Source organism: Pandoraea iniqua (assembly GCF_902459685.1).
In the GTDB taxonomy this organism is placed as follows: domain Bacteria; phylum Pseudomonadota; class Gammaproteobacteria; order Burkholderiales; family Burkholderiaceae; genus Pandoraea; species Pandoraea iniqua.
Map to the genome: position 1 here is coordinate 111,638 of NZ_CABPSF010000003.1, position 23,760 is coordinate 135,397.

Annotated in this window: 19 protein-coding genes; 6 read left to right on the plus strand and 13 right to left on the minus strand. The window is 60.3% G+C overall.

Annotated elements, in window-relative coordinates; translation table 11 throughout:
• The 5 genes from PIN31009_RS11720 to PIN31009_RS11740 all read right to left on the minus strand — a co-directional run bounded on the left by PIN31009_RS11720 (position 1) and on the right by PIN31009_RS11740 (position 5,482).
• Complete coding sequence (locus PIN31009_RS11720; RefSeq protein WP_150790366.1) at positions 1 to 1,233, minus strand: site-specific integrase; 1,233 nt, start codon at positions 1,231 to 1,233, stop codon at positions 1 to 3.
• Positions 1,234 to 1,447: 214 nt separating this feature from the next.
• Positions 1,448 to 1,705 (minus strand): hypothetical protein, encoded by a 258-nt coding sequence (locus PIN31009_RS11725; RefSeq protein WP_150790367.1) that lies wholly within the window; start codon positions 1,703 to 1,705, stop codon positions 1,448 to 1,450.
• Between the two features lie 124 nt (positions 1,706 to 1,829).
• On the minus strand, positions 1,830 to 2,819 hold the full coding sequence (locus tag PIN31009_RS11730) for a zinc-dependent alcohol dehydrogenase family protein (protein ID WP_150790368.1): 990 nt from the start codon (positions 2,817 to 2,819) through the stop codon (positions 1,830 to 1,832).
• A 155-nt stretch (positions 2,820 to 2,974) separates the two neighbouring features.
• The gene (locus PIN31009_RS11735) at positions 2,975 to 3,889 is read right to left on the minus strand and encodes a LysR family transcriptional regulator (RefSeq protein WP_217426788.1); all 915 of its coding nucleotides are present in this window, start codon (positions 3,887 to 3,889) and stop codon (positions 2,975 to 2,977) included.
• Positions 3,890 to 4,126: 237 nt separating this feature from the next.
• Positions 4,127 to 5,482: an MFS transporter gene (locus tag PIN31009_RS11740; protein ID WP_150790369.1), complete on the minus strand. Its 1,356-nt coding sequence runs from the start codon at positions 5,480 to 5,482 to the stop codon at positions 4,127 to 4,129.
• Between the two features lie 139 nt (positions 5,483 to 5,621).
• On the opposite strand from PIN31009_RS11740, the gene PIN31009_RS11745 reads away from it, so the two are divergent.
• Together PIN31009_RS11745 and PIN31009_RS11750 are read left to right on the plus strand one after the other, a co-directional pair.
• Positions 5,622 to 6,632 carry an asparaginase gene (locus tag PIN31009_RS11745; RefSeq protein ID WP_150790370.1) on the plus strand — a complete coding sequence of 337 codons (1,011 nt, stop codon included), beginning with the start codon at positions 5,622 to 5,624 and terminating at the stop codon, positions 6,630 to 6,632.
• A gap of 27 nt (positions 6,633 to 6,659) precedes the next feature.
• Complete coding sequence (locus tag PIN31009_RS11750) at positions 6,660 to 7,361, plus strand: GntR family transcriptional regulator (protein WP_150685482.1); 702 nt, start codon at positions 6,660 to 6,662, stop codon at positions 7,359 to 7,361.
• Between the two features lie 8 nt (positions 7,362 to 7,369).
• On the opposite strand, the gene PIN31009_RS11755 is transcribed toward PIN31009_RS11750, so the two are convergent.
• The 4 genes from PIN31009_RS11755 to fmdA all read right to left on the minus strand — a co-directional run bounded on the left by PIN31009_RS11755 (position 7,370) and on the right by fmdA (position 11,254).
• On the minus strand, positions 7,370 to 7,750 hold the full coding sequence (locus tag PIN31009_RS11755) for a TraR/DksA family transcriptional regulator (protein ID WP_150790371.1): 381 nt from the start codon (positions 7,748 to 7,750) through the stop codon (positions 7,370 to 7,372).
• 170 nt (positions 7,751 to 7,920) lie between these two features.
• Positions 7,921 to 9,414 (minus strand): lyase family protein, encoded by a 1,494-nt coding sequence (locus tag PIN31009_RS11760; protein WP_150790861.1) that lies wholly within the window; start codon positions 9,412 to 9,414, stop codon positions 7,921 to 7,923.
• 231 nt (positions 9,415 to 9,645) lie between these two features.
• A complete protein-coding gene (locus tag PIN31009_RS11765) occupies positions 9,646 to 9,990 on the minus strand; it encodes an FmdB family zinc ribbon protein (protein ID WP_150790372.1) in 345 nt (114 codons plus the stop codon).
• A gap of 25 nt (positions 9,991 to 10,015) precedes the next feature.
• Positions 10,016 to 11,254 carry a formamidase gene (gene fmdA, locus PIN31009_RS11770; RefSeq protein WP_150790373.1) on the minus strand — a complete coding sequence of 413 codons (1,239 nt, stop codon included), beginning with the start codon at positions 11,252 to 11,254 and terminating at the stop codon, positions 10,016 to 10,018.
• A gap of 273 nt (positions 11,255 to 11,527) precedes the next feature.
• Here fmdA and PIN31009_RS11775 point away from each other — a divergent pair, with 273 nt between their 5' ends.
• From PIN31009_RS11775 to PIN31009_RS11785, 3 genes are all read left to right on the plus strand, one after another.
• Positions 11,528 to 13,780 (plus strand): TonB-dependent siderophore receptor, encoded by a 2,253-nt coding sequence (locus tag PIN31009_RS11775; RefSeq protein ID WP_217426789.1) that lies wholly within the window; start codon positions 11,528 to 11,530, stop codon positions 13,778 to 13,780.
• A 213-nt stretch (positions 13,781 to 13,993) separates the two neighbouring features.
• Positions 13,994 to 15,562, plus strand: a complete 1,569-nt coding sequence (locus PIN31009_RS11780; RefSeq protein ID WP_150790374.1) for a DUF1254 domain-containing protein — start codon at positions 13,994 to 13,996, stop codon at positions 15,560 to 15,562.
• 177 nt (positions 15,563 to 15,739) lie between these two features.
• Entirely contained in the window at positions 15,740 to 16,795 is a 1,056-nt protein-coding gene (locus tag PIN31009_RS11785) for an AI-2E family transporter (RefSeq protein WP_150685476.1), read from the plus strand.
• A gap of 156 nt (positions 16,796 to 16,951) precedes the next feature.
• On the opposite strand, the gene PIN31009_RS11790 is transcribed toward PIN31009_RS11785, so the two are convergent.
• From PIN31009_RS11790 to PIN31009_RS11800, 3 genes are all read right to left on the minus strand, one after another.
• Positions 16,952 to 17,827 carry a lipid A biosynthesis lauroyl acyltransferase gene (locus PIN31009_RS11790; RefSeq protein ID WP_150685475.1) on the minus strand — a complete coding sequence of 292 codons (876 nt, stop codon included), beginning with the start codon at positions 17,825 to 17,827 and terminating at the stop codon, positions 16,952 to 16,954.
• Between the two features lie 332 nt (positions 17,828 to 18,159).
• Positions 18,160 to 18,876, minus strand: a complete 717-nt coding sequence (locus PIN31009_RS11795) for a YdcF family protein (protein WP_150790375.1) — start codon at positions 18,874 to 18,876, stop codon at positions 18,160 to 18,162.
• 227 nt (positions 18,877 to 19,103) lie between these two features.
• Complete coding sequence (locus PIN31009_RS11800; protein ID WP_217426790.1) at positions 19,104 to 20,441, minus strand: MFS transporter; 1,338 nt, start codon at positions 20,439 to 20,441, stop codon at positions 19,104 to 19,106.
• Positions 20,442 to 20,726: 285 nt separating this feature from the next.
• Here PIN31009_RS11800 and PIN31009_RS11805 point away from each other — a divergent pair, with 285 nt between their 5' ends.
• On the plus strand, positions 20,727 to 21,620 hold the full coding sequence (locus tag PIN31009_RS11805) for a LysR family transcriptional regulator (protein ID WP_150790377.1): 894 nt from the start codon (positions 20,727 to 20,729) through the stop codon (positions 21,618 to 21,620).
• A gap of 108 nt (positions 21,621 to 21,728) precedes the next feature.
• On the opposite strand, the gene mqo is transcribed toward PIN31009_RS11805, so the two are convergent.
• Positions 21,729 to 23,441 carry a malate dehydrogenase (quinone) gene (gene mqo / locus PIN31009_RS11810; protein ID WP_150685472.1) on the minus strand — a complete coding sequence of 571 codons (1,713 nt, stop codon included), beginning with the start codon at positions 23,439 to 23,441 and terminating at the stop codon, positions 21,729 to 21,731.
• Positions 23,442 to 23,760 lie beyond the last annotated feature (319 nt).

The following is a 23,760-nucleotide window of genomic DNA, read 5'->3' on the forward strand; positions in this document are numbered from 1 at the left end:
TCACTCCGCCATAGGAATTGCTCGGATTAGTGCGACGCGGTCATCGAAACTGTCGTTCCAAACGCCGGCGAGCCGGTCTTCAAAGACGGCCCGTGAGTAATGAGAAGGCATCGTTGACGTGCGAGACCATCCGAAGAAGGTACGCATTTTTTGAAGGGCTTCGTCCATGGAGTCACCCGCGCTGATTAGTTGGTTTAGGCGGACGACGGCGCACGTGTGACGCAAGTCATGTGGCGTCACCGATGTCTTATTGCACCGATCAAAAAGCTCGTTGGCGGCCAGCTCCGGAAGTGCTGCCGAGATTGTGCGGAAAGCTTTAGTCAGCGACTCTGTCGCCAGCGGACGATCTTTGTACGAGTTAATCAGGTACGGGTGATCGGGCCGCCCGCGGTAGTTGTCGGTGTATGTCTGTACCAGGCGGGCCATGGTGGCGCTGACCGGAATCTGTCGGATCGAGCTGGCCGTCTTTACGCTCGGTCGTGAATATCTCGGGTCGACGGCGTCGCCATCGTCATCATATTCGTGCTGCTGCACATTAATCCAATAGCGGCGTTTTTGGGTGCGATGGTCGACCCCAGATTTCAAACAATCTACGGGCAAGATCAACATTTCACCGCGGCGCAAGCCTTGATGCAACATAAGCGTGAACGCCAAGTAAAGTCGCCATCGCGTTGAGGGATGTTTGAACGGATTGATCGCAGACGTGGGATCAAGCAGCTCGTAAAGTGCCTGAACCACGTTTGCAGGCAACGAGCGCACCGCGGCGGAAGAAGAACTCTTCGCTACGTGCAGTTGGCTATAGAGCGTTCCCAGCCGGTGAATCCGAGCAGCGCGTGAACGTTCGTCGCTGGGTGCGCTTGTGGCCTTGGTAAGCCAGGCGGAGATGTTCGTGACGAACGCTAGTCCGGTATTCCATCGCAGTTCATCGGATCTGCTTCCGGGCGCTCGATTGCGAATCGAGACAAACCATGATTCAAGAGTGTCAGCGAGGACGGTGTGATCTTGGCGCGACAGCGCATTATCGAGGCCACTCGGGCCGAGCTCTCGATCTGCGTGTGTGTACAGCGTTTCAAGCTGACGAAGTTTCGCTGTCTTGGTGGAGTCAGCCAGATGGCCGAGGCACATAGTGGACCAAACGTTGGCCCAGTAGCGTGGTATGCCATGAGCATCAACAAGGGTTGGAACTCTGAGTGCGCGAGGAACAGACGGATGGGACAGATGCAGATACGGCATTTATGCAATCACAAAATGGTGCCAAATGATACGTGAAGTGTTGCTCGTTTTTACAGAAGAAACCGACAAAAACGCAACACCTTATTTTGGTACCATTGACTCGCATAATGTACATTATGTTAAATCGTGTTTTTGACGAGAGCCGCCCATCCAGCGGCGTCGTACATCGGTGCGAATATCTGACTGCCGTAGATTTGCACCATTGACTTTCCCGTTAAATCAGATCGCGATACTGCGCCGACAGTGCTTGGCAGCCGGAGACGCCGTCACGCCACATGCATGCCGTCAACGCGTCTTCAAACTCCTCGGTTCCCTCTTCAAACTTGTCGTACACCGCGTCGTTCGACAGGTTGTCTCTCAGAACCTGAAGTGCAGCATCCACCGCCTGTTGTGCACGCTGAGGAAGTTGGGGTTGCAACTGCGTCAACGCGCCGATTTCGGTTTGTACTTGCTCATCGGTCTTCTTTGGCATGGTGATTTTTCCTGTGTGACCCGCCGGTCTGATGCGAACGCTATCCGTGCGCATTTACCCCGAACGGGGCATATTAAGATAGCGTCGCACGCCAAATCAAGATTTCTCGATGAGCTGGGCGCCGTTAAAGCGTGACGACAATCTTGCCGACTTGATTGCCCGCCTCCATGTACCGGTGAGCTTCGGCGATTTCGTCAAAGCGGAAGACCCTGTCAATCACGGGACGAAGCGCTCTCGAAGCCAGGCCGTTGGTAATAAAGGCCTTGGCCTCGGCGAGACGGGTTTCGCTTTGTGTGATCTCGAAAAGCGTATAGCCCTGGATAACGAGGGGCTTCGCCAGAATGTCCATGACCGGCACGGGAATGTCGCGCGCGTCCAGTGCACCGTACTGGTAGTACACACCGTGAGGCGCCATGGCGCGAATGACCCGGCGCGCGTTCGGCCCTCCCACCGGGTCGAATACGACACGAGCGCCCTTCCCGCCCGATGCTTCAAGGATGTCATCGGTCAACGCTGCGTCGTCGCTCAGCATGACGTGGTCGGCGCCGATCTCGCGCAGTGCAGCCGCTTTCGCCTGGCTACGCGTGAGAGCAATGGTCTTGGCACCCGCGAGCTTAGCTACCTGAATGGCTGCGAGGCCGACGCTACTGGTCGCCGCGCCAATGACAACGGTATCGCCGGTCGTCAATTTGCCGTAGCTGATCAACGCACCATACGCCGTGATGAACGCCATCCATGTGGCTGCTGCGTCTTGATGCGTCACGCCTTCGGGGTTCTTCACGACAGCATGCTCTGGCGCGTTGACTAGCTCACCGTACATGCCGTAATCGGCAAACGAGAATGCAGGAACAACACTGACGTCATCGCCGACGGCAAACCCGGTGACGCCGGGGCCGACGGCAGCGACTTCGCCGGACGCTTCGTAGCCAAGCTTTGCCGGAAATTGCGGGTCGATCAAGTACTGGCCGGCGCGATACATGACTTCGGCACGATTGATGCCGAGCGCTTTCACTCGAATCTGGACTTCACCTGTGCTGGGACGCGGCACGTCGACATTATCGAACTGGAGTACCTCAGGGCCACCGATGCGATGGAAGCGGACGATTTTTGACATATCTGGACCTCAAGAGTGACGAAACATAGCGGCCGTTGGGGCGGCTGCGAACGGGTGCTTCACACTCTAGGCCCAGGGCCCGCAGAGATATACGAATTGGCGCGTAACTAACTGTTGCTCCTTCGAGAAACAATGCCATCCGTCTGGCGGCGCCGTTACGCGACGAGCCAAGTTTGTTGCGTGGTCGCAAGCGCTTGCGCCATCCACTCGGCGAACACTCTGACGCGGGGTGCGACGTATGCACGGCTCGGATACAGCAACGAAACGGTCCACGGTTCCGGGCGGTACGCGGCAAGCACTTCCACCAACGAGCCATCCGCCAATTGCTCCTCGACCAAAATGCCGGGGGCCTGAATCAGTCCAAAACCGGCAAGCGCGCACTTCACATAAGCGTTTGCCTCGTTAACGCTCATACAGGTACCTGCCGTGGTACTGACAGGCTCCCCATCGACCATAAAACGCCACCTGAGTGGGCGATTGTCCAAGCCGGAGAGAAAATTGACGCCTTTGTGCCGCAGCAAATCGGACGGCAATTTCGGCACACCGAAATCATTCAGGTAGTTAGGGGTGGCACACAAGACCATGACGGCGCCACCAATTCGGCGTCCGACCAGACTCGAGTCCGGGAGCTCCCCTATTCTGAGCACGCAGTCGACACCCTCGGCGACCAGATCGACGGCCCGGTCGGTCACACCGAGGACCAGCTCAAGCCCCGGATGTTGACTCGCGAAGGTGTTCAGTCGCGTCAGAAAGTTAAGTTGAGATAGCGCGCCGGGCAGGTCAATACGCAAGCGCCCTCGCAACCCATCTCCCGAGTCACTGAACATGGTGGTGGCATCATCGATCCCTGCAAGGAGTTCCTCCGTTCGCACGAAGAACTGCTCCCCCTCGGCCGTCAGCTTGACGCTTCGCGTGGTGCGATGGAACAACCTGACGCCCAACGATGCTTCCAGTTCCTGTACGGAGCGTGTCACATGGGGGCGGCCAACTTGCAATATATCGGCGGCACTCGTAAAACTCCCTGACTTCGCGACGGCGCTGAAGACCTTCATGGCTTGGAGCAACTCCATGTCACCTCCCTATGTTCTGATTTTTCCGGGATGTTCCCGACGCGTGAAGCCTCAGCGGATCGCAAGTTGAATACCTGGCGGTTGGCCCAAGTTACTAGCCATTCACCATCCAGATACGAGTAAGGGTATTGAGAGTCGTCGTCGGAGATGATTTTATCGGCATCCGGCGAGCCCTGCTCGCCGGTGCTGACTGACCGTTCTGAAGCGACCACCCAGCCGTTCAATGCGTCCGCGTCATCAAGCCGATACGGCCTTCGCATCAGGTCGGCCGCTGTTCGGCCCAACGCCCGGACGCACTTGCAGCATGGCGAACACGCCCACCGCCGTTGCCACAGCGGTCGCGACAAACATCGACGAATAGCCATACTTCGCCGACAAAATACCGGCCAGTGTCGGCGCGAGCACGGCAGCGATGTTGGCGATGAAGTGCATCAACCCGCTGAACGTCCCCACGCGCGTCGGTGCCGTGTCGATCACCACCGCCCAATACACCGAGTTCGGCAGTGCGTTGAGGGCATTGCCCAGCGTCATCAGCGCAATCACTGCCCACACGCTCGTTGCCTGCGAAACCATCAGGAAGCACAACGTCGTACACGTCAGTGCGGCCGCCGCGAACCAGCTACGTGCGATGACCAGCTTGCCCGTCTTGCGATACAGCCAATCGGAAATGCGGCCGCCGAGCAGCACCGTCACGCACGCGCCTGTCCACGGGATCATGCCGATGTACCAGAGCGACGACAGCGTGAAGTGAAACTCGTCGGCGAGGTATTTCGGGGTCCACGTGAGCAGCATGAAGTTCACATAGACGAATGCGAAGTAGCCGATCGAATTGAAGACCAGCGTTTTGCTCTTGAAGAAGCTCCACCACGGCATATCGCTAGCCGCTGCGGCAGCCGACGGACTCTGCGACGGACGCCCAGCCCGAATCAACGCCGCTTCGGCCGCGTTCACACGCGGATTGTCTTCCGGGCGGTTGGTATAAACACGCGCGAACAAGGCAATCAGCACGAAACCCGCCAGACCCAGCACGACATACATCGTTCGCCAGCTATCGGTGAGCAGGAGCAGACCCACAGCGACCGGTGCCGTGAGCAGCGCGCCGAGCGGCGTGCTCAGCAGCCCGATGGACACCGCGAAACCCCGCTCCGACGGCGATGCCCACGCGGCCATCGTTTTGTTGATGATCGAGTACGCTGGTCCTTCCGCGAAGCCGAACAGCACGCGGATCGCCGCGAAGCCGGTCAGTGCCGAGCCGCCAAAGACGGCGAGCCCGAGGTCGCCCGCCCAAATCATGGCAATGGCGAACACCGACCACGCGATGCCCGCGATCACCCACACCGTCTTCGCGCCAACGCGATCAGCAAGTGCCCCGCCGAACAGCGCACCAAACATATAGCCGTAGCCGAAGTACCCAAGGACAGCGCCCCACCCTGCCCGGTCAAATCCGTATTCCGACGTGATTTGCGCCGCAGAGTACGAAATCGCCCCGCGGTCGATGTAGTTCACGAGGGCAATCACCACGATCAGCGCAAATATCGCGAACCGATATCGCGTCGCTGCGCCGCTCGGGTGCCCTGCTGTTGTTGGTTCCATGACGTCTCCTAGGTGTTGATTTCTCCGCGAAGCGCCCGATGCCCTTCGCAAACGATTGTCGATTATATATAATGCACAATGCACTTCAACTGAAATCAATAATCTCACCACCTTGCCTACCCCATCCACCGAATCCACCATGTCCAAGTCGCTTCCCGTGGTCGCCGTCGCCTCTCTTGGCGGGACGATCAGCATGACGCCGTCAGACGCCGCCGGCGGTGTCGTTCCTACGCTCGACGCCGCGCAGTTGACCCATTCCGTGCCCGGGCTGTCCGACGTGGCGACCATCAAGGCGACATCGCTTCGTCAATTGCCGAGCGCGTCGCTGGGTTACGGCGACCTGATGGCCGCCCTCACTTGGGCCGAGCAGCAGATAGCAGACGGCGCCTGCGGCGTCGTGCTCACGCAGGGCACCGATACGCTGGAGGAAACCGCTTTCCTGTTGGATCTGTTCTGGAAGTTGCCCGAACCGCTGATCGTGACGGGGGCGATGCGCGCCCCTCAGGCCGCTGGCGCTGACGGTCCCGCGAATCTTTTGGCGGCGGTGCGTACGGCGTCGCATCCCGACAGCGTGGGTCGCGGTGTCCTTGTGCTGATGAACGACACCGCCCACTACGCGCGTTGGGTCAGCAAGGGCGACGCGCTGGCCGTGCAGGCATTCGTCTCACATGACGGGGGCGCCGCGGCGCGTATCGTTGAAGGTCGTCCGATGTTTTTCCACGCCAAGCCGGCTCGCCCGCAACCCTTGCCGCGCCCGGTGCGTGACTGGCCCAAGGTCGCACTCGTGACGGCGGTTTTGGGTGATGACGGTGAACTGGCGGAGATGGCGGTGAATGGCGGCTACGAAGCCGTTGTGATCGCGGCGCAGGGCGCGGGCCATGTCTCGTTCGGATTCGCCGAGCGTATCGGCCGCCTGACGGCGCAAGTGCCGGTGGTGATCGCCAGCCGTGCGGCAAGCGGGTCGACGGCGTCGAAGACGTATGGCTATGTGGGTGCTGAAATCGATCTGGCCCGGCGCGGTGCGCATCTGTCCGGCTGGCTGTCTGCACTCAAGGCGCGCTTGCTGATCGTGGCGATGATTGCCTCGGGTGTTGCGCCCGGCGCGGTTGGAGAAGCGCTGGCAAATTGGAGTAAACTCACGCGTCAATAATCTTCACATGGCACCCCATTGAAAAGCATGTCCTCCGCATCTGCCAGCGCGTCCGGCTCGTCTGGCGGTCGTCGACTCACGGCATATCAATATGCCATCGAGACACTACGCACCGAGATTCTGCAAGGTAAGTTGAAGGCGGGAGACCGCCTTCGGCAGGACGACCTCGCGCGCCGTCTCGAGATGTCGACGACGCCCGTGCGTGAAGCGTTGCGCACGCTGGTCTCCGAAGGACTGGTATTTTTCGATGTTCACCGCGGTGCCGTGGTGCGCGGTCTCACGATCGACGATGTCAACGAGTTGTACCGCCTGCGGAAAACGCTCGAACCGATGATGGCCGAGCAAGCGATGAACACGATTCGTGAAGAGGACATCGCGCGTGCGCAGGCGTTGCACCTCGAGATGCTTGAGACATCGGACGTCGTCAAATGGACCGAGTTGAATCAGGCCTTCCACGCGTCGCTCTGGGCGTCGCAAGACGAGTCGCGTCTCGCTCACCTGATCAAGACCCTGCGTGACGCCTCCGGGCCCTACATTGCCCTATCGCTGTACATGCGCCCCGTGCACGTCGACGTGAGCAATCAAGAGCATCAGAAGATGCTCGACGAGTACCGGGCGCGCGATATTAAGGCCTGCCGGCGTCACACGGTGGATCACCTTGACGCCACGCTGCATATCATCATCAAAGCCATCGAGCAGACCGAGGCCGAAGCCGCGGCGCCGAATTAACGCCGGGGTCAGTTCCCCGCGTCGTGACGCTCTTGCTCCGCGACCGTCAAGACGGCCTCCGGCGCAACTTCAAGCCTCGCCTTCGGAATCGGGTCACCGCTCTCGTCGGAGAAACCGTAGGTGCCGTCGGCGATCTTCTGCAACGCGCGTTCGATGTCGCCGATACGGTTCTTGTTCACATTGCGCAGGTTCTGGTTGACTTCGTCCTGCGCCAGCGTCTGCGCATCGTCTTCGAATTCGTGGGCTTCGTCGCCATGCTCGGACTGCAACGACGCCTCGTCGGCGATCGTATTCTCTTCGCCGCCAAGCAATTGCCGCCGCATGGTCTCCAGTCGCTTGCGCTGCTGTTCGATGAAGGCGGGGTCTAGCGTCGATGACGGCTGGGACATGGTGTTCTCCTATCGTCTGCTTCAGCGTTGCGGGGCATGGGTGCGCCGGTCTCGGCGACAAACCGAACACCGGCGATGACCGGAAGTGACATCACACCTTATGCCCTGAACATCGACGCGGTCAAGGCAGCCTGAGCTGCCCTGCCCTCGCCCGCTCCTTCGCCACTTCCCTACCTCGCCGGCAAATACCGCTGAAAGTCACTGTCGAGTGACGCAAGCGACCGGTCGATGGTCTGGCGATGGGTGTCGATCCATTTGCCGTCGGCATCGAGCTCACGGTCGGTGCGTGCCAGCATGCGTTTCATTTCCGCAGGCTGAGGGCCGCCGGACGTCGCGCGATGCATGACGATCGCCGTCGGATCGAGCGTTGCGCGGAATTGAGCTTCGCTCATCGGAAGGTCTCCGCCGCTCACCTGCATTTCCGTCAGGGTCTGCTTGAAGAGGCGCTGCGCCTCCGCATAAGGGAAGTTGCTCGGACGAAGGTCATTGGCCTTCGCGTAGTCGACGATTTCCGAGGCGAAGTGATGCCCCACGCGGAACGGCAGGCCATGCTCGCGCATCAGCACGTCGGCAATTTCCTGTGACGCCGTCCAGTCGCTGTCGAGCTCTTCGAGCGCGCGCTGCGGATCGATCACCAGCGCATTCAGCACGCGATCCCAGCGCTTGAGCAGCGCCGTCGTCCGGTCCAGCACCGCCATGTTTTCGTCGATATGCTTCGCATCGTTCATGCCGGGCGGAATGTTATGCGCGGCGATCGCACGGCCCACGCCGAGCGTCACGACCATTGACGCTGCGGTGCGCGTGTCGTTGAGCAGGCCCGGATTGCGTTTTTGCGGCATGGCGCTCGAGACGTACGTATTGCCGCCCCCTTCACGCAGCAAAATCCACGGCCGCGGCTGCGCGTACTGCACCATGACGTCCTGCACGAAGGCCGACGTATGCAGCGCGATACTCGTCGAAAGCGCGCCGATCTCGACCGGCAAGTCCGTTGCGGCAATCTGCGACGCATCGTAGGCGTTGTCGACCTTGTCGGCAAAACCGAGCGAACGGGCCATCTTGTCGCGATCGAGCGGCCAACTCGTGCCGTTGAGCACCGTCGTACCCATCGGCGACAGGTCCACGCGTGCATACAACTCATGCAAGCGCTGCGCATCGCGCTGAAGGCCCGCGACGTGCCCCAGCAGATAGTGGCCGTAGCTGTTCGGTTGCGCCGCCACCCCGTTGGTGTAGTTCGGCACGACGGTCGATTCGTACTGTTGGGCGAGACGGCGCAGCGTCGCTGTGGTGGTGCGCAGTTGTGCGGCGAGGACTAGCAATCGATCGCGGTACATCGCAGCACGCACCGTCGCCAGCATGTCCTGACTGGAGCGGCCGGCATGCAGCAGCGTGGCTTCGACACCGGCAGCCTTGATGAGCAACGGCTCGAACGTGATGACCAGATCGGGGCGCGCGCCACCGGGTTGATCCCCCGCGCGCAGTACCGTATCGAGCCCGCTGGCGATGTGCGGTGCGAGCTTCGCATCCAGCAAACCCTGACGCGTATTGATGACCAGCGAAGCCTTGTTGATTTCTCCCAGCCAGAAGAAAGCGTCGCGTTGCGGCGCGGTGGCTGTGGTCGTGGCGGGATCGGTCGTATTTTGCGCCATGGCCGGCGCGGCCAGCATCGTGATAAGGCTCAGCCCAAACCCGGCAATTCTTCTCTTGTGCACCGCATGTCTCCTGATCGTCGAGGCGGCCGAGGGGGATCGGCGCCGGCACTATTGTAGAGAAATGGCGGGCGGAATAAAAACGGCGCAACGCCGATGGATTGGGCGTTGCGCCGTACAAAACAACCTGTCGTCAGCCCCCTGATTGCCGAGGCAATGTCATCACAAGGCGTGCAATTCCCCGCGTCGCTAATGACTGATCATCCAAGGCCTCCCGGCAGGTCGCTTGAGCCCGCCTGATGCGTCTCGACTCGCCCCCGCCAACGCCACCTTCCCTCCGGAACAACAGCTGCATCCGGCCCGGTGGCGTTTCGCGGCCCCTTCGCCCGACTGACGCGGCGCATTCGCCGCGCGTTCGTTCGTCGCGTGAGCGGTGCGGCTCGCATTCCCCATCAGCGCCAGCGACGGGGCCGAAACCACGCGCACCCCCTCGCCGCCACATTCCGGGCAATGACACGGGGCGTCGCGATCCGTGATCCGTCGCATCACCACAAATGGCCCGCAACGCCCGCAATCGAAGTCGTATATCGGCATGTCTGCCTCCGTGAGATGCAGCGCGTCAGGACTTCACGAGATCGGGCGAACACGGCATATCCGCGCCGCCCTTCACATGCCGCACCGGTCCGTCCGCGTTCGGGCGGATATCGAAGTCGAAGATCTGCGTCGGCAGCCACAGCGTCGCGCAGGCATTTGGAATGTCCACCACCCCGCTGATATGCCCCTGCACCGGCGCGCAGCCAAGGATGGAGTACGCCTGCGAGCCCGAATATCCAAACTTTTTCAGATACTCGATGGCATTCAGACACGCCTGACGATAGGCCACCGTCACGTCGAGATAGTGCTGGCTGCCCTGCTCGTCCACCGAGATGCCTTCGAAAATCAGGTAGTCGTTGTACGACGGCGTCATCGGGCTGGGCTGGAACACGGGGTTGCGAATGCCGTACTTGGCCATGCCGCCCTTGATGATGTTCACGCGCATGTGAACCCAGCCGGCCATTTCAATGGCACCGCAGAACGTGATTTCGCCGTCGCCCTGACTGAAATGGAGGTCGCCCACGGAGAGGCCCGCGCCATCGACATACACCGGGAAGAACACCTTCGAGCCGCGCGACAAATCCTTGATGTCGCAGTTGCCGCCATGCTCACGCGGCGGCACGGTCCGTGCGCCCGTCGCAGCCGCCTTCTCGCGCGCAGCGCCCGACAGTTTCCCCATATGGGCTGTCGCGGCAAACGGCGGATTTGCCAGCGGCGGGACACGATCGGGTGCGGTGGCGATCAGCCCGGTTTCGCGTTCGTTCCACGTCTCCAGCAGTTTCGGGTCAGGCAGACACCCGATCAGCCCCGGGTGAATCAGCCCGGCAAAATTAACGCCCGGAATATGGCGCGAACTCGTGTACAGGCCGTGGAAATCCCAGATGGACTTTTGCGCGTGCGGGAAGTGGTCGGTCAGGAAGCCGCCACCGTTCGTCTTTGAGAAGAAGCCATTGAAGCCCCACTGACTGTCGGCCTTCGCACCAATGTCCAGCAGGTCCACGACGAGCAGATCGCCGGGCTCCGCGCCTCGCACGCCGACTGGGCCGGACAGAAAATGCACGATCGACAGGTCGATGTCGCGCACATCATCTGCACTGTCATCGTTTTTGATGAAGCCGCCCGTCCAGTCGTACGTCTCAAGAATGAAATCGTCGCCGGGTTTCACCCAACACGCCATCGGAATGTCGGGATGCCAACGGTTATGCACCTGCTCGTTTTCGTACGCGGACTGCTTCAGGTCGACCTTGATGAGAGTTTCTGCCATTGCGCTCGCTCCTGGTGTCAAAGCCGGTGTTGAAACACCGGCGTTCTGATGGGCGCCTTGCGGCACCGGATTTACACAGAGAGGTATTCGATGACGTACTGAAACATCAAAAGCACAGATATTGCGGACTCCATTAGATCACAACATAAAACGCCAATTTGAAACCGGTGCGTCTGGCGCATTCATGGAGTGCATGGCGCGGCATTTACCCGCTGTGACTCGGATATGAGAATGATTGTCGTTTGCATTAACGACGTATTAACGACATCTTCCATGACCGACGCTCTGATTCACCCCCGGCGTGCGGGGCAACCCGCCACGCACTATTCGCTGAAAAACACCCGCCTGTCTGCGGCTTTGGCACTGGCGCTCTGCGCACCGTTGCCGGTGTGGGCGCTGCCAGCCACCGGCGACAACGAGGCTGCACAAGCGCCGCCAGCCGAGACGGCGGCGGTCAACTTGCCTGCCGTCGAGGTCAGCGCCGCCAAGCCGGAAGCCACGACGGAAGGCACCCTCTCCTACACCACCGGCGAGACCGCGGCAGCAACCGGCTTGCCGCTGTCGTTGCGCGACACGCCGCAATCGGTGACGGTCGTGACCCAACAGCGCATGGAGGATCAGCAGATGACCGCCATCACCGATGTGCTCAACAACAGCACGGGCATCTCCTCTTACTCGCTCGATGGCGCCGGCGGGCGGGTGTCGTTCTATTCACGCGGATTCGAAATCACCAACTTCAATTACGACGGCGTGCCCACGGCGGCACTTCCTAATACCTTCGTTCCGGGAGACGGTATTCAGGACGCTGCGTTTTACGACCGGGTCGAGATTGTCCGGGGCGCGACAGGATTACTGAGCGGGACCGGCAACCCGTCGGCATCTATCAATCTGGTGCGCAAACGACCGACGAAAGACTTTGCCGCTTCAGCGTCGATAAGCGCAGGTTCGTGGGATAACTATCGCGAGGCCGTCGATATATCGACGCCATTGACCCTCGACGGACGTATCCGCGCTCGCCTTGTGGCAGTGAATCAGAATTCGCACTCGTTTCTGGATCGCTACAAATTGAAGCGCCAATCGCTCTATGGTGTGGTGGACGCAGACCTGACTTCGAGCACAACCCTTTCTGTCGGTTATCAATATTCACACTCGGTGCCCAAGGGAATGCCGTGGGGCGGTCAGCCGCTGTTTTTCAGCGATGGGTCGACCACGCACTGGCCTCGTTCGACCAACATGGCCGCGAACTGGAGCACATGGGATAGCACCCTGAAAACCGCCTTTGCCAATCTTGAGCAGCGATTCGACAACGGTTGGAAATTGCGGGCGGAGTTCAGTCAGAAGCGGGCGAATGCGGACTCCCGGCTGCTGTCGGTGTTGGGCTATCCCGATAAGCTCTCCGGGCAGGGGCTGATTCCCGTGGCGGCCGCCGGCCTGCTCGACACCCGGCAGAACAACTTCGATGTGATGGCCACCGGCCCCTTCCGGCTTTTCGGCCGGAAACATGAGCTGGTCATTGGGGCCATGGCGTCGAACCTTAACTCGGACGATCACGAAACGGGCTTCGTCTTTCCCGGCACACCGATCGGCAACTTCTATGACTGGAACGGCAACTATCCGGAACCCGATTTCAACGCGGCGTCTTATACGTTGACCCGAACGCGTGTGAAGCAAAGCGGGTTCTACAGTGCGGCGCGATTCTCGCTGTCGGACCGGGTGAAGCTGATCGTGGGCGGCCGATTCAGCAATTACGAAGTTGACCAGAATTCCGAAACCAGTTCATTCCACGACAAGACGACTGCGAAGTTCGTCCCTTACGTCGGGCTGGTTTATGACCTCAACGACACGTACTCCGCCTATGCCAGTTATACGGCGATCTTCAACCCGCAGACGTATCGCGACAGGAATGGCGGCATTCTTTCGCCTACGACCGGAAAGAATGTGGAAGTCGGCCTCAAGGGCGAATACCTCGATGGCCGGCTGAATGCCTCGATCGCTCTCTTCCAAGCTAAGCTCGATAACGTCGCCCAAATCGACGCCGGCCAGCTTCTGCCGGATGGGACACAAGCCTATTACGCGGCCAGCGGCACTCAATCGAAGGGCGTGGATGTCGACGTGCAAGGCGAGGTGGCGCAAGGCTGGAACGTGTACGCGGGGGTTTCTCACTTCACGGCATCCAATGGCGATGGCAGCCGGATGAGCAGCCAGATTCCGCGCACTACCGCCCGGCTATTCACCACGTACCGTTTGTCCGGCGCTTGGGCGCGGCTTACGGTTGGCGGCGGCCTCAATTGGCAAAGCCGGTTCTATCAGTCCGCTGTCAGCCCCAACGGAACGGTGGAAGTTGGACAGAGCGCTTACGCCACCGCATCGTTGATGGCTCGATATGAGTTGACGAAGCACGCGACGGTATCGATGAACGTCAATAACGTCTTCGACCGGCGGTACTACGCCATGACGGGTTTCTACAATCAGGCCCTTTATGGTGAGCCACGCAATTTCATGGTGACCCTTAGCTACAAGCTGTAATGCACGGAGCAAGGTGGAATTGAAAAACACGTTCGTGGTGTTAGCCGCGCGAGCACTCCTCGATTTCGTCTCATTCTTATCGCCAATTTGCCTCATTTGACGGTCATCCCTGTCTCTCGCGAAAGGTCCCGGAGTACAGTCCGGGAACCTCTGCCACAGCCCGTTCTACAGAACGTTTTGTGGCTATTTTTCGCATAAGAGATGGAGAAGTGAATGGTTTTCAACGGCACCCGCGGGCTCGTCACCGCCACGTTGATCGGGGCGCTGTGCGCGCCGATCGCCCATGCGCAGAAGGCTCCCGAGGGGGCCGCGCCCACGAAGGGGTTCAACACCTACATCCCGCCGGATGTCCTGACGCCCGACACCGTCCAGACGCGGATCGGCACGCTCAACTTCGTAGATGGCGTGCCGACCGAAGACACGGCCAAACGCGCCTTCGACAACCTCGATTTCCTTCGTGGTGTGGAGGTGTTCCTCAACCTCATGCCGGCCGCGAGCATTGAGGCGATCCGTCGCTCAAGCGTTGCGCTTGGTGCGGCGAAGAGCCATCAGGCCACGATCTACGATCAACTGGCCGATTCGAATCCGCTGCTGCTCACCGCCAACACCGACACGGTCTACGCCTTCGGCGTGCTCGACCTCGAGACCGACGGCCCGACCGTGGTCGAAGTGCCGCCGGGCAGCGGCCCGGGAACCGTCAACGATGCATTCTTCCGCTTCGTCGTCGACATGGGCGTGCCCGGGCCGGATCGTGGTAAGGGCGGCAAGTACTTGATCGTGCCGGCAGACTACACGGGCAAGCTCCCCAAGGATGTGAAAGATGGCGGCGAGTACTACATTGCGCGCTCGCCGTCCTATGTGAATATCGTGGTCCTGCGCGGATTTCTGGTGGACGGCAAACCGGACCTGGCGTCGAAGATGTTCCGCGATGGCTTCAAGGTCTATTCACTCAGTCAGGCGAAACACCCGCCGAAGATGGAGTTCATCAATTCCTCGAAGCAAGCGTTCAACACGGTGCATGCCAACAACTTCGAGTTCTTTAAGGAACTGGACCACGTCATCCAGAAGGAACCCATCGGTTTCATCGATCCTGAACTGCGGGGACTGGTCGCCTCGATCGGCATCCGCAAAGGCAAGGCTTTCGCGCCGGATGCGCGCATGACGAAAACGCTCACCGAAGCCGTCGCCGTCGGTAACGCCACGGCCCGGGCGATCAGTTTCCGCAATCGCGATCCGCGTGCCTATCTATATCCGAATAGCCAATGGCGTGTCGGCTTTATCGGCGACGACTACCGCTGGCTCGGGGGTGACGGCACACCGGGCCGCGATCTCGATGCCCGCACAGGCTTTTTCTACGTGGCCACGGTGAATACGCCGGCGATGGCGGCGAAACTGGTCGGCAAAGGGTCGCAATACGCCCTCTCCAGCGCGGACGCGACGGGCAAACCGTTCGACGGCGCGAAGCATTACCGGCTGCGCATTCCCGCCAACGTGCCGGCAAAGGACTTCTGGTCGGTGGTCATCTATGATCCGCAGACCCGCTCCGAGCTACAGACCGCGCAGCCTTTCCCCAGCAAGAACAACAAGCGCGACAAGCTGATCACGAATGCCGACGGGTCGGTCGATCTGTACTTCGGGCCGGTGGCGCCCAAGGGCAAGGAAGCCAATTGGATGCAGACCGTGCCGGGCAAAGGCTGGTTCACGATCCTGCGGCTGTACGGTCCGCTGGACGCATGGTTCGACAAGACGTGGAAGCCGGGCGAGATCGAGGAAGTGCAGTAACCCAGCCTGCTGGCTGAGCAAAGGCGGGAGCGTTCCGGCCTGCCTTTGCTTTGGCGGGCCTGAGCGGTGATGCCACGCCCGTGAAACCCCGGAAACAAATTTGCCTGATATTCTTGCGGACGAAAGGCGCGCGATCCAACGCGCGTTTTCTGCCTTTACCGTTAAGAACATCCACCAATGAATTCAACACCTGGGTCTGTTGCACAGACGACAACGGGCGTCGCCGCAGGTCTGGCACTCCTGTATTTCCTTCGCCCGGTACTCATCCCTTTCTTTCTCGCCGTCCTGTTGCGAATTCTCATTTCGGGCATCGTCTTGGTGGTAGTTCGCCTTCTGCCGCGTGCGCCGAAATGGCTGATTCTCGTGGCGACGGCGGCGATTGTGGGTTTCAGCGCCTATAGCATCTTTATCATTACGCTTCAGGGCATCAGCGATCTGATCCAGCAAGCGGCTGACCTTCCCGCCCAGCTCGATCGTCTCATTCGTACGGCCACCGTGGGATTCGGGCGGAAATTCGATCTGGCGACGGTGCTCGGGCTGATCGATTTGCCGAAGTTTGAGCACACCATCGCGACGTGGCTGGGCGACGCGGTGTCGATGGCATTTCTGACGCTGATGTTTCTCGTGTTCATGCTGCTTGGCGCCTCACGAAACACTGAGCCGAAAATTCTGCGCATCACGACGAGCGAGGCCCGGGCGAATTCGCAGCGCATTGTGCTCAACAAGATCGTGCATGGCGTGCAGGCTTACCTGATCTCACAGACGGCAATCAATCTGGCGATTGCGGTGATCTCCGCGCTGGTCTTCCGTGTCGCGGAACTGCCCAACACGGCATTCTGGGCCGTGACGGTATTCCTGCTGGCGTTCATGCCTGTTATCGGGCCGTTTGTGGCGAGTGTTGTGCCCGCCCTGTTTGCCGCGATCCATAGCGACTCGATTTCCGTGCCGCTCGCCGTGTTTGTGGTCACGCTTGCCATCTTCCAGATCGCGCACAACCTCGTGCAACCCAAACTTCAGGCGAAAAGCACCAACACCGACCCGTTGGTCGGGATTTTCGCGCTGGGGGTCTGGACGCTGGTATGGGGCGTGCCGGGCGCCATTCTCTCCACGCCGCTGACGGTTCTCGTGATGGTGATCGCCGCGCAGTTTCAAAGCAGCCGGTGGTTGGCGATTCTTATCTCCCACGACGGCGCACCTGATGCGGCGCTTGTCCAACCCTCTGGCGAGAAGTGAACGTTTATTCATTTAGTGAGCGCCGCTGGCTCGAGATATGACACGCGTAAAAAAGCCGCCTTCGATGAGGCGGCTTTTTTCATGCTCGATGACGCTCGATGGCTACGGACATCGCGCCGTTTGGCGTTCCAATGCCCGACTCCCGGGGGCCCACAGTCAATAAACCGGGGCCATGCCCGTCGGCCGATGTTTGAAGCGCCGGTGCACCCAGTAATACTGTTCGGGAAACCGGACGACCTGTTCTTCCAGAAAGGCGTTCATGCGACGCGCGTCGATTTCATCACTCTCTGACGGGAAGTCTGCGAGCGGCTCGAAAATCGTCAGCTTGTACCCTTGATAGTCCGGGAGCACCTCGGTCACGAACGGCACCACTCGCGCACGTCCGAGTTTCGCAAGACGCGAAACGGCCGTGAGCGTACACGCGGGAACACCGAAGAAAGGGACGAACACGGAGTTGTCGATGCCTTGATCCATGTCTGCGGCGATCATGACGGGTTTGCCGGAGCGCAGCAACGCCACAATCTTTTTGCCGCTGGTTGCGCGCTCGATCATCTCTGCACCGAACCGGCCGCGTTGCTTTTTGGCCAGATCGCACAAACCTTTGCTCGACATGCGTGTGTACAACGAGGCAACCGGGAGGTGCGTCGAATAGAGCATGCAACCGACTTCAATGCCTACGAAGTGGAATCCCATGAAGATCGTGGGCGGTGCGTCGGGGTCGTCGAGATCAATTTTGCTGTCGAGCTGGACGATATTCTGAATCGACTTGGCGCTGCCGAACCACTGGATGCCGCGTTCGAGATAGCTGCGAACGACATGGCGGAAGTGGGTTCTGGCGAGTGTCTGATGTTCGGCGCTGGTCTTGTCGGGGAAGCAAAGACGCAGGTTGACGAGGACGATATGCTTGCGGCGGCTCGGGAGTGCATACAGGACTGTGCCGACAACCATCCCGAGCCTTGCGACCAACGGGTACGGCAGTACGGACAATACGCGTAGCAACGCCACGATGAGCGCGAGGCTGAGGCGTTTCACGGTGAGTTTTCCCTCTGGGGGCCAACGTTGGAGGGCGAATTCAAGCGCCACGCTGACGGCCGTTAGGCTTGTCCTTACATCGTGGCAATGCTTTCGCTTGAGATACTGACCGTGGGTTGCACAACACAAGCTATGGTCAACAAATGACTGGAGCTGAGGCGACTCGCGAACTGGCGCAGTGTAACAGGTAGTTTGGGCGCAACTAACCTAAACACGCCTGAACTGATCGGTCGTCCCCTCTCTTATTCTTTCCCTGCTCCGCTGGTCCCCTGTAGCGGCCTGCTTTGACGCAACGTCTGTATTGGAGAGTTTGTCGCCGACTTGCTGGCTCGTCAGGCCGATAGATGATTGCGGCAGCCAACGTCCAGGAGATGTTGATAAGCATTCATCACGTCGCCGGGTATTGACTGGCGCGAGAAATAATTCCGACTCGGGTATTCAATCAACCTGTGGATTTCGCCTGCCATCTCGTCAAGAAGTACTTCCGGACGAGGACTCCCAATGTATTGCTCTCGAAAAGTCATCGGGGGCGACGACATCGCAAACGAGACTTCGGGCCAAATGTGACGGGCAGTTGCGAGAACGCGCCGCTCGGAGGATGGCTTGCTAACCAGAATCACGGTGCCGGGCACTGGGTAATCGTGTGAAAGCAGCTTCTTTGTGAACGCGATATTTTCACCGACGTTCGTCGATTTTTCTTCCTTGATGATTCTGTCTAACGGGACCCCTGCAGCAACGGCACGGTCTGAAAAAATCTGCGCTTCGGAGTCATGCCAGACGTCACGTGTCCAGTTTCCAGAATTCCCGGAAAAGACAATCGAGGACGCCCAATTCTCAAGCAAGAGCGTCGCGCAGTACGTGGCCACACGTGTGTCGTAACTCCCTAACCCAACGATGTAGTCGGCGCGTCTTTGGATCGGGGCACCGATGTGCAGATAGGCCCATACGGTTTCGGCTGCCGAACAGGTGCCTTCTGGAAGACTATCCAAGTCACGATGGCCGGGGTTGAGACGTTGTTGATAGTCGAGACTGGGCATGGCGTAGATCACGAGACTTGATCGTCAAATATGAGGGACCAGAGCTCGCGGATGCCGAGCGGCCGGGGTTGTTCGGAAGACTAGCAAGTCGGCATGCAGGCTGTATATGAGCAGAATCTGAATGCCAACACAGCAGACCCGGCCTCCTGCCACGGGCGGAAGCATGAATTTCTCGATTTCGTCCACATCGAAATCTGTTGCGCCACAAGCCGGGGTCTTCGCGTCCTAGTGGTCCGGTCTCAAGAAATCATGGCCCTTCGCTTCGCCCTCACCGCCATCACCAAACCCCCGACCAACATCACCGCCGCCACCGCAAACGTCACCCGCATGCCGGTGCTGATGGATTGGGCCGAAGCCGTTTCCAACGCAACGCTGCCGCTCGCAGCGCTAAACACTGCGCCCATCACCGACACGCCGGTAATCAGTCCGAGGTTGCGCGACAGGCTCAGCATGCCGGCGACGACGCCGCGCTGCGCCGGATCGATATGGCGCATCACTGCCGTATTGTTGGCGCCCTGAAACATCGCGTAATGGATCGTCATCCACACAAGCGGCGCGAGATAGCCCAGCACGCCGAAACGCAGTGGCATGCACGCCAGCAACCCCGCACTCAACGACATGCCGCTCAGGCCCACGATCGTCATACGCTGTGCGCCAAAACGGTCCACCAGACGTCCGGCCGGTACCCCCGAAAATGCCGACGACAACGGTCCTACCGACATGGTCAGTCCCACCAGCGTTGCCGCCAGCCCTAACCCATGGGACAGATAGAACGGACCGACCACAAAGGTCGTCATCATCACGCACGCGACCAACGCGCTCATGATCAGGCTCGCAATGAGCGGCCGTTGACGCAGCAGAGCCAGTTGCACCAGCGGCGCCCGCGCCCTGCCCTGCACCACCGCAAACAAGACCACACCCGCCAGCGCCACCAGCAGCAAGGCCACATTGAGCCCGCCAAAATGGCCGCGTCCCAGCGTCATCGCCAAGGCATAGGCCGTCAGCGTCGACGCCAGCACGAGCGTGCCGGCATGGTCAAACCCCGGACGTGGCGCCGTGCGGTGCGCGTCTCTGACCAGATAGCGATAGGCCAGCCACCAAGCCAGCAACCCCAACGGCACCTGAATCAGGAAGATCGCCCGCCAGCCGGCGGCGCCGATCACGATACCGCTCAGCGATGGCCCCAGCGACGTGCCGGCAGCCGACATGGTGCCCAACAACCCCATGGCGCTACCGGTGCGCTCCTTGGGGACGGTGGCGCCCACCATTGCCATGGTCAGCGCCATCATCACCGCGCCGCCCACGCCTTGCAGCGCGCGCGCCGCAATCAGCAACGGCAGCGTCGGCGCCAAACCGCATCCGATCGACGCCAGCGTGAACAAACCGATGCCGCCCAACAGCAAGCGCCGCCGTCCGACCATATCCCCCAGACGCCCAGCGCTGACAATCAGCGACGTGATGGCCAGCAGATACGCCAGCACCACCCACTGCACGGCCTGAAAACTCGCGCCGAAGACCTGCGCCAGTGTCGGCAGGCTCACGTTGGCGATGCTGGTGTCCAGCGAAGACATCAGCATCGAAAGGCATAACGCCGCCAGCGCCATGCGCGTGTTCGCAGTGACGTGCGTAGCGGGAGTATTGGGAGTTTTGGGAGTGCTGGCCGCATCGGGTGTAACGCCCGATGCCGTCGAAGGGGGAACGCAGACTGTCTTGGGTTGCATAGCCGGTACCTGTTCATATTGACGATGCAACAAAGCATATCGGCGCTTAATATATGGCGGAAGACGCAGCATTTGCACTTTATGAATGCATCAGACGCCACCTCTCAATCTAATGACGAGCCCCCGCGCCCGGCCTCCCTCATGCAAAAGCCTGACTTCAATCTCCTGCACACTCTTGACGTCTTGCTGGCCGAAGGCAACGTGGCGCGTGCGGCGCGGCGGTTACAACTCAGCCCTTCCGCGATGAGCCGGGCGCTGGCCCGCCTGCGTGAGACCACTGGCGACCCCTTGCTCGTGCGTGCCGGACGTGGTCTGGTGCCCACCCCGCGCGCGCTGGCCTTACGCGATCAGGTCAGCCAACTCGTGCAGGACGCAACCACGGTGCTGCGACCGGCCCGACAGGTGGACCTCGCCACACTGGAGCGCAGTTTCACCCTGCGCTGCAACGAGGGCTTTGTCGAAACCTTCGGCCCGCAACTGATTGCCCGCGCGGCGGCACTGGCGCCCGGCGTTCGGCTGCGATTCGTGCAAAAGCCGGACAAACAAAGCAACGCGTTGCGTGACGGCATCGTGGATCTGGAAACCGGCGTGATCGGTAAGGACACTGGGCCGGAAGTGCGCACACAGGCGTTGTTTCGCGACCGCTTTGTCGGTGTGGTACGCCTCGGCCATCCGTTGACCCGGGGCAAGCTCACGCCGGAACGCTATGCCGCCGGCGATCATGTGCTGGTCTCGCGACGCGGCCTCGATCGCGGTCCGGTCGACGACGTGCTGGACGCCATGCAACTGCAACGGCGCGTGGCTGCCATCGTTGGCGGATTTTCTACCGCGCTGGCGATTGCGCGCGCATCGGACCTGATCGCGGGCGTGCCCGAGCGGCACACGCGCAGCCTGCGCGCCGATATGCACACCTTCGCGCTACCGGTGGCGACCCCGGTGTTGACGGTCTCGATGTTGTGGCACCCACGCATGGATGCCGACCCAGCGCACATCTGGCTGCGGGCATTGGTGCGCGAGGTGTGCGCAGCACCGTGATGTCACCCCATAAAAGAAGGACGTAAACGACAAAGGGTTACGAGAGAACCCGTAACCCTTTGTCTAAAACATTACCGCTGGCGCCCTACGCAGGCACCACGAAAATGCTTACAGCGCCATATCCGGCACTTTCTTGATCACGCCCGGATTTGCGACCGGCGCAGTGTTCGGAACGAACCCATCGAGGCTAGGCGATGCGATGGCGAGTTGCAGCGTTTCGGCCGTGGTCGCCCATTCCTTCGCCAGCAGCTCCGGATTTTCGTTGAGTTTCTTGCCGTAGCTCGGCACGATCTCACGAATCTTTTGCTGCCATGCGGGCGTTTTCATCTGCTCGGGGAAAACACGCTCCAGCAGCGACAGCATGATCGCCGGCGACGTCGAGCCACCCGGCGACGCACCCAGCAGCGCCGATACCGAACGGTCTTCCGACACCACGACTTCCGTGCCGAGCTTGAGAATGCCGCCCTTCACCGGATCATTCTTGATGATCTGCACACGCTGACCGGCTTCCCACAGACGCCAGTCTTCGTCCTTGGCTTCGGGCATGTAGTGACGCAGCGCATCCATCTTTTGCGATTGCGACAACGCCAATTGCTGCGCCAGATACTTCACGAGCGCAAACTCATGCGCGCCGACCTGCAACTGCGGAATCACGTTGGACGGCGTCGTTGCCTTGGCCAGATCGAAGTACGAGCCGTTCTTGAGGAACTTGCTCGACCACGTCGCAAACGGCCCGAACAGGATGACCTTCTTGCCGTCGAGCATGCGGGTGTCCAGATGGGGCACCGACATGGGGGGCGAACCGGTATCTGCAAGACCGTAGACCTTTGCCAGATGGCGCGAGGCGATCTCGGGCTTGTCCGTCACAAGGAATTCGCCACCGACCGGGAAACCGCCGTATTGCTTGCCTTCCGGAATGCCCGACAGTTGCAGCAGCGGCAAAGCAGCGCCGCCCGCACCGATGAACAAATACTTCGCATCGACGGTCTGGATCTTCGAGCTGTCGTTGACGTCGAAGGCGGACACACGCCACGAGCCGTCTTCGTTGCGCGTGATCGAGCGCACTTCATAGCCGGTCGTTACCTTGACCGAATTGCCGCTGAGGTGCTTATAGAACTGGCGCGTGATTTCGCCCAGATTCACGTCGGTCCCGAGCGGCGAGCGCGTGGCGGTCACCACCTCGTCCGGCTTGCGACCCTCCATCATGATCGGAATCCACTCGGCGATCTTCGCCGGGTCGGTCGTCATTTCCATGCCGGCGAACAGCGGCGACGCCTTCAACGCCTCAACGCGCTTACCGATGAACTCGCGGTTCTCCTGTCCGAAGACAAGATTCATGTGCGGCGTCGAGTTGATGAACTCACGCGGGTTGCCAAGCACGCCCTTGCGCACCTGATGCGACCAGAACTGGCGCGAAATCTGGAAATTCTCGTTGATGCCGATGGCCTGCGTGATATGAACATTGCCCTTGTCGTCCATCGGGGTGTAGTTCAGCTCACAAAGCGCCGAGTGTCCGGTGCCGGCGTTATTCCAGCCGTTCGAGCTTTCTTCGGCAACCTTGTCCAGTCGCTCGAAGACCTCGAAGGTCCAGTTCGGCTCCAATTCGGACAGATAGACACCCAGCGTTGCGCTCATGATGCCGCCGCCGATGAGCAGCACGTCAACCTTGCGATCCGCCTTGGCGGCACGATACTGACTACCAAACAGGTACGAGTATCCGCCCCAGACGGCGGCTGCCCCTACGGCGGCGGCAATGAACTTGCGTCGGGAGAAGGGCTTGCGGCCGCCATCAGGCGTCGTCTTGTTGTCCGTTTTATCCATGAGAATCAATCACCTTCAAAAAAACCGTGTGGAGTCGCCGGATCAAACAGTCCCGGGGACAAGCGGTCTCCTCTCACATGCGTTCTTCTCTCATGGGCGCCTGCCGGGTTTCCCACTGGCAGACGTCTCAGGGTCGGCGGCTCAGATGCGATGCCGGTTGCCGAGTGACGCGAGGCCCGGATTGTAACGCAGTCCCACGGTCGAGCGCTTGGAAGCCGCAGGATGAGAATGGGCATAACGATACGTTTGTTTCGACGTCGCAGAGTCAGGCTGCGAATGTTGCGGTCCGCTGGGCGCTAGAACTAGGCGCTAGGACTAG

What these genes read in the sequence shown, in the direction of transcription:
- PIN31009_RS11720 (WP_150790366.1), bottom strand. Translation starts at nt 1,233, where the DNA reads ATGCCGTATCTGCATCTGTCCCATCCGTCTGTTCCTCGCGCACTCAGA.
- PIN31009_RS11725 (WP_150790367.1), bottom strand. Translation starts at nt 1,705, where the DNA reads ATGCCAAAGAAGACCGATGAGCAAGTACAAACCGAAATCGGCGCGTTG.
- PIN31009_RS11730 (WP_150790368.1), bottom strand. Translation starts at nt 2,819, where the DNA reads ATGTCAAAAATCGTCCGCTTCCATCGCATCGGTGGCCCTGAGGTACTC.
- PIN31009_RS11735 (WP_217426788.1), bottom strand. Translation starts at nt 3,889, where the DNA reads ATGGAGTTGCTCCAAGCCATGAAGGTCTTCAGCGCCGTCGCGAAGTCA.
- PIN31009_RS11740 (WP_150790369.1), bottom strand. Translation starts at nt 5,482, where the DNA reads ATGGAACCAACAACAGCAGGGCACCCGAGCGGCGCAGCGACGCGATAT.
- PIN31009_RS11745 (WP_150790370.1), top strand. Translation starts at nt 5,622, where the DNA reads ATGTCCAAGTCGCTTCCCGTGGTCGCCGTCGCCTCTCTTGGCGGGACG.
- PIN31009_RS11750 (WP_150685482.1), top strand. Translation starts at nt 6,660, where the DNA reads ATGTCCTCCGCATCTGCCAGCGCGTCCGGCTCGTCTGGCGGTCGTCGA.
- PIN31009_RS11755 (WP_150790371.1), bottom strand. Translation starts at nt 7,750, where the DNA reads ATGTCCCAGCCGTCATCGACGCTAGACCCCGCCTTCATCGAACAGCAG.
- PIN31009_RS11760 (WP_150790861.1), bottom strand. Translation starts at nt 9,414, where the DNA reads ATGCTGGCCGCGCCGGCCATGGCGCAAAATACGACCGATCCCGCCACG.
- PIN31009_RS11765 (WP_150790372.1), bottom strand. Translation starts at nt 9,990, where the DNA reads ATGCCGATATACGACTTCGATTGCGGGCGTTGCGGGCCATTTGTGGTG.
- fmdA (WP_150790373.1), bottom strand. Translation starts at nt 11,254, where the DNA reads ATGGCAGAAACTCTCATCAAGGTCGACCTGAAGCAGTCCGCGTACGAA.
- PIN31009_RS11775 (WP_217426789.1), top strand. Translation starts at nt 11,528, where the DNA reads ATGACCGACGCTCTGATTCACCCCCGGCGTGCGGGGCAACCCGCCACG.
- PIN31009_RS11780 (WP_150790374.1), top strand. Translation starts at nt 13,994, where the DNA reads ATGGTTTTCAACGGCACCCGCGGGCTCGTCACCGCCACGTTGATCGGG.
- PIN31009_RS11785 (WP_150685476.1), top strand. Translation starts at nt 15,740, where the DNA reads ATGAATTCAACACCTGGGTCTGTTGCACAGACGACAACGGGCGTCGCC.
- PIN31009_RS11800 (WP_217426790.1), bottom strand. Translation starts at nt 20,441, where the DNA reads ATGCTGATGTCTTCGCTGGACACCAGCATCGCCAACGTGAGCCTGCCG.
- PIN31009_RS11805 (WP_150790377.1), top strand. Translation starts at nt 20,727, where the DNA reads ATGCAAAAGCCTGACTTCAATCTCCTGCACACTCTTGACGTCTTGCTG.
- mqo (WP_150685472.1), bottom strand. Translation starts at nt 23,441, where the DNA reads ATGGATAAAACGGACAACAAGACGACGCCTGATGGCGGCCGCAAGCCC.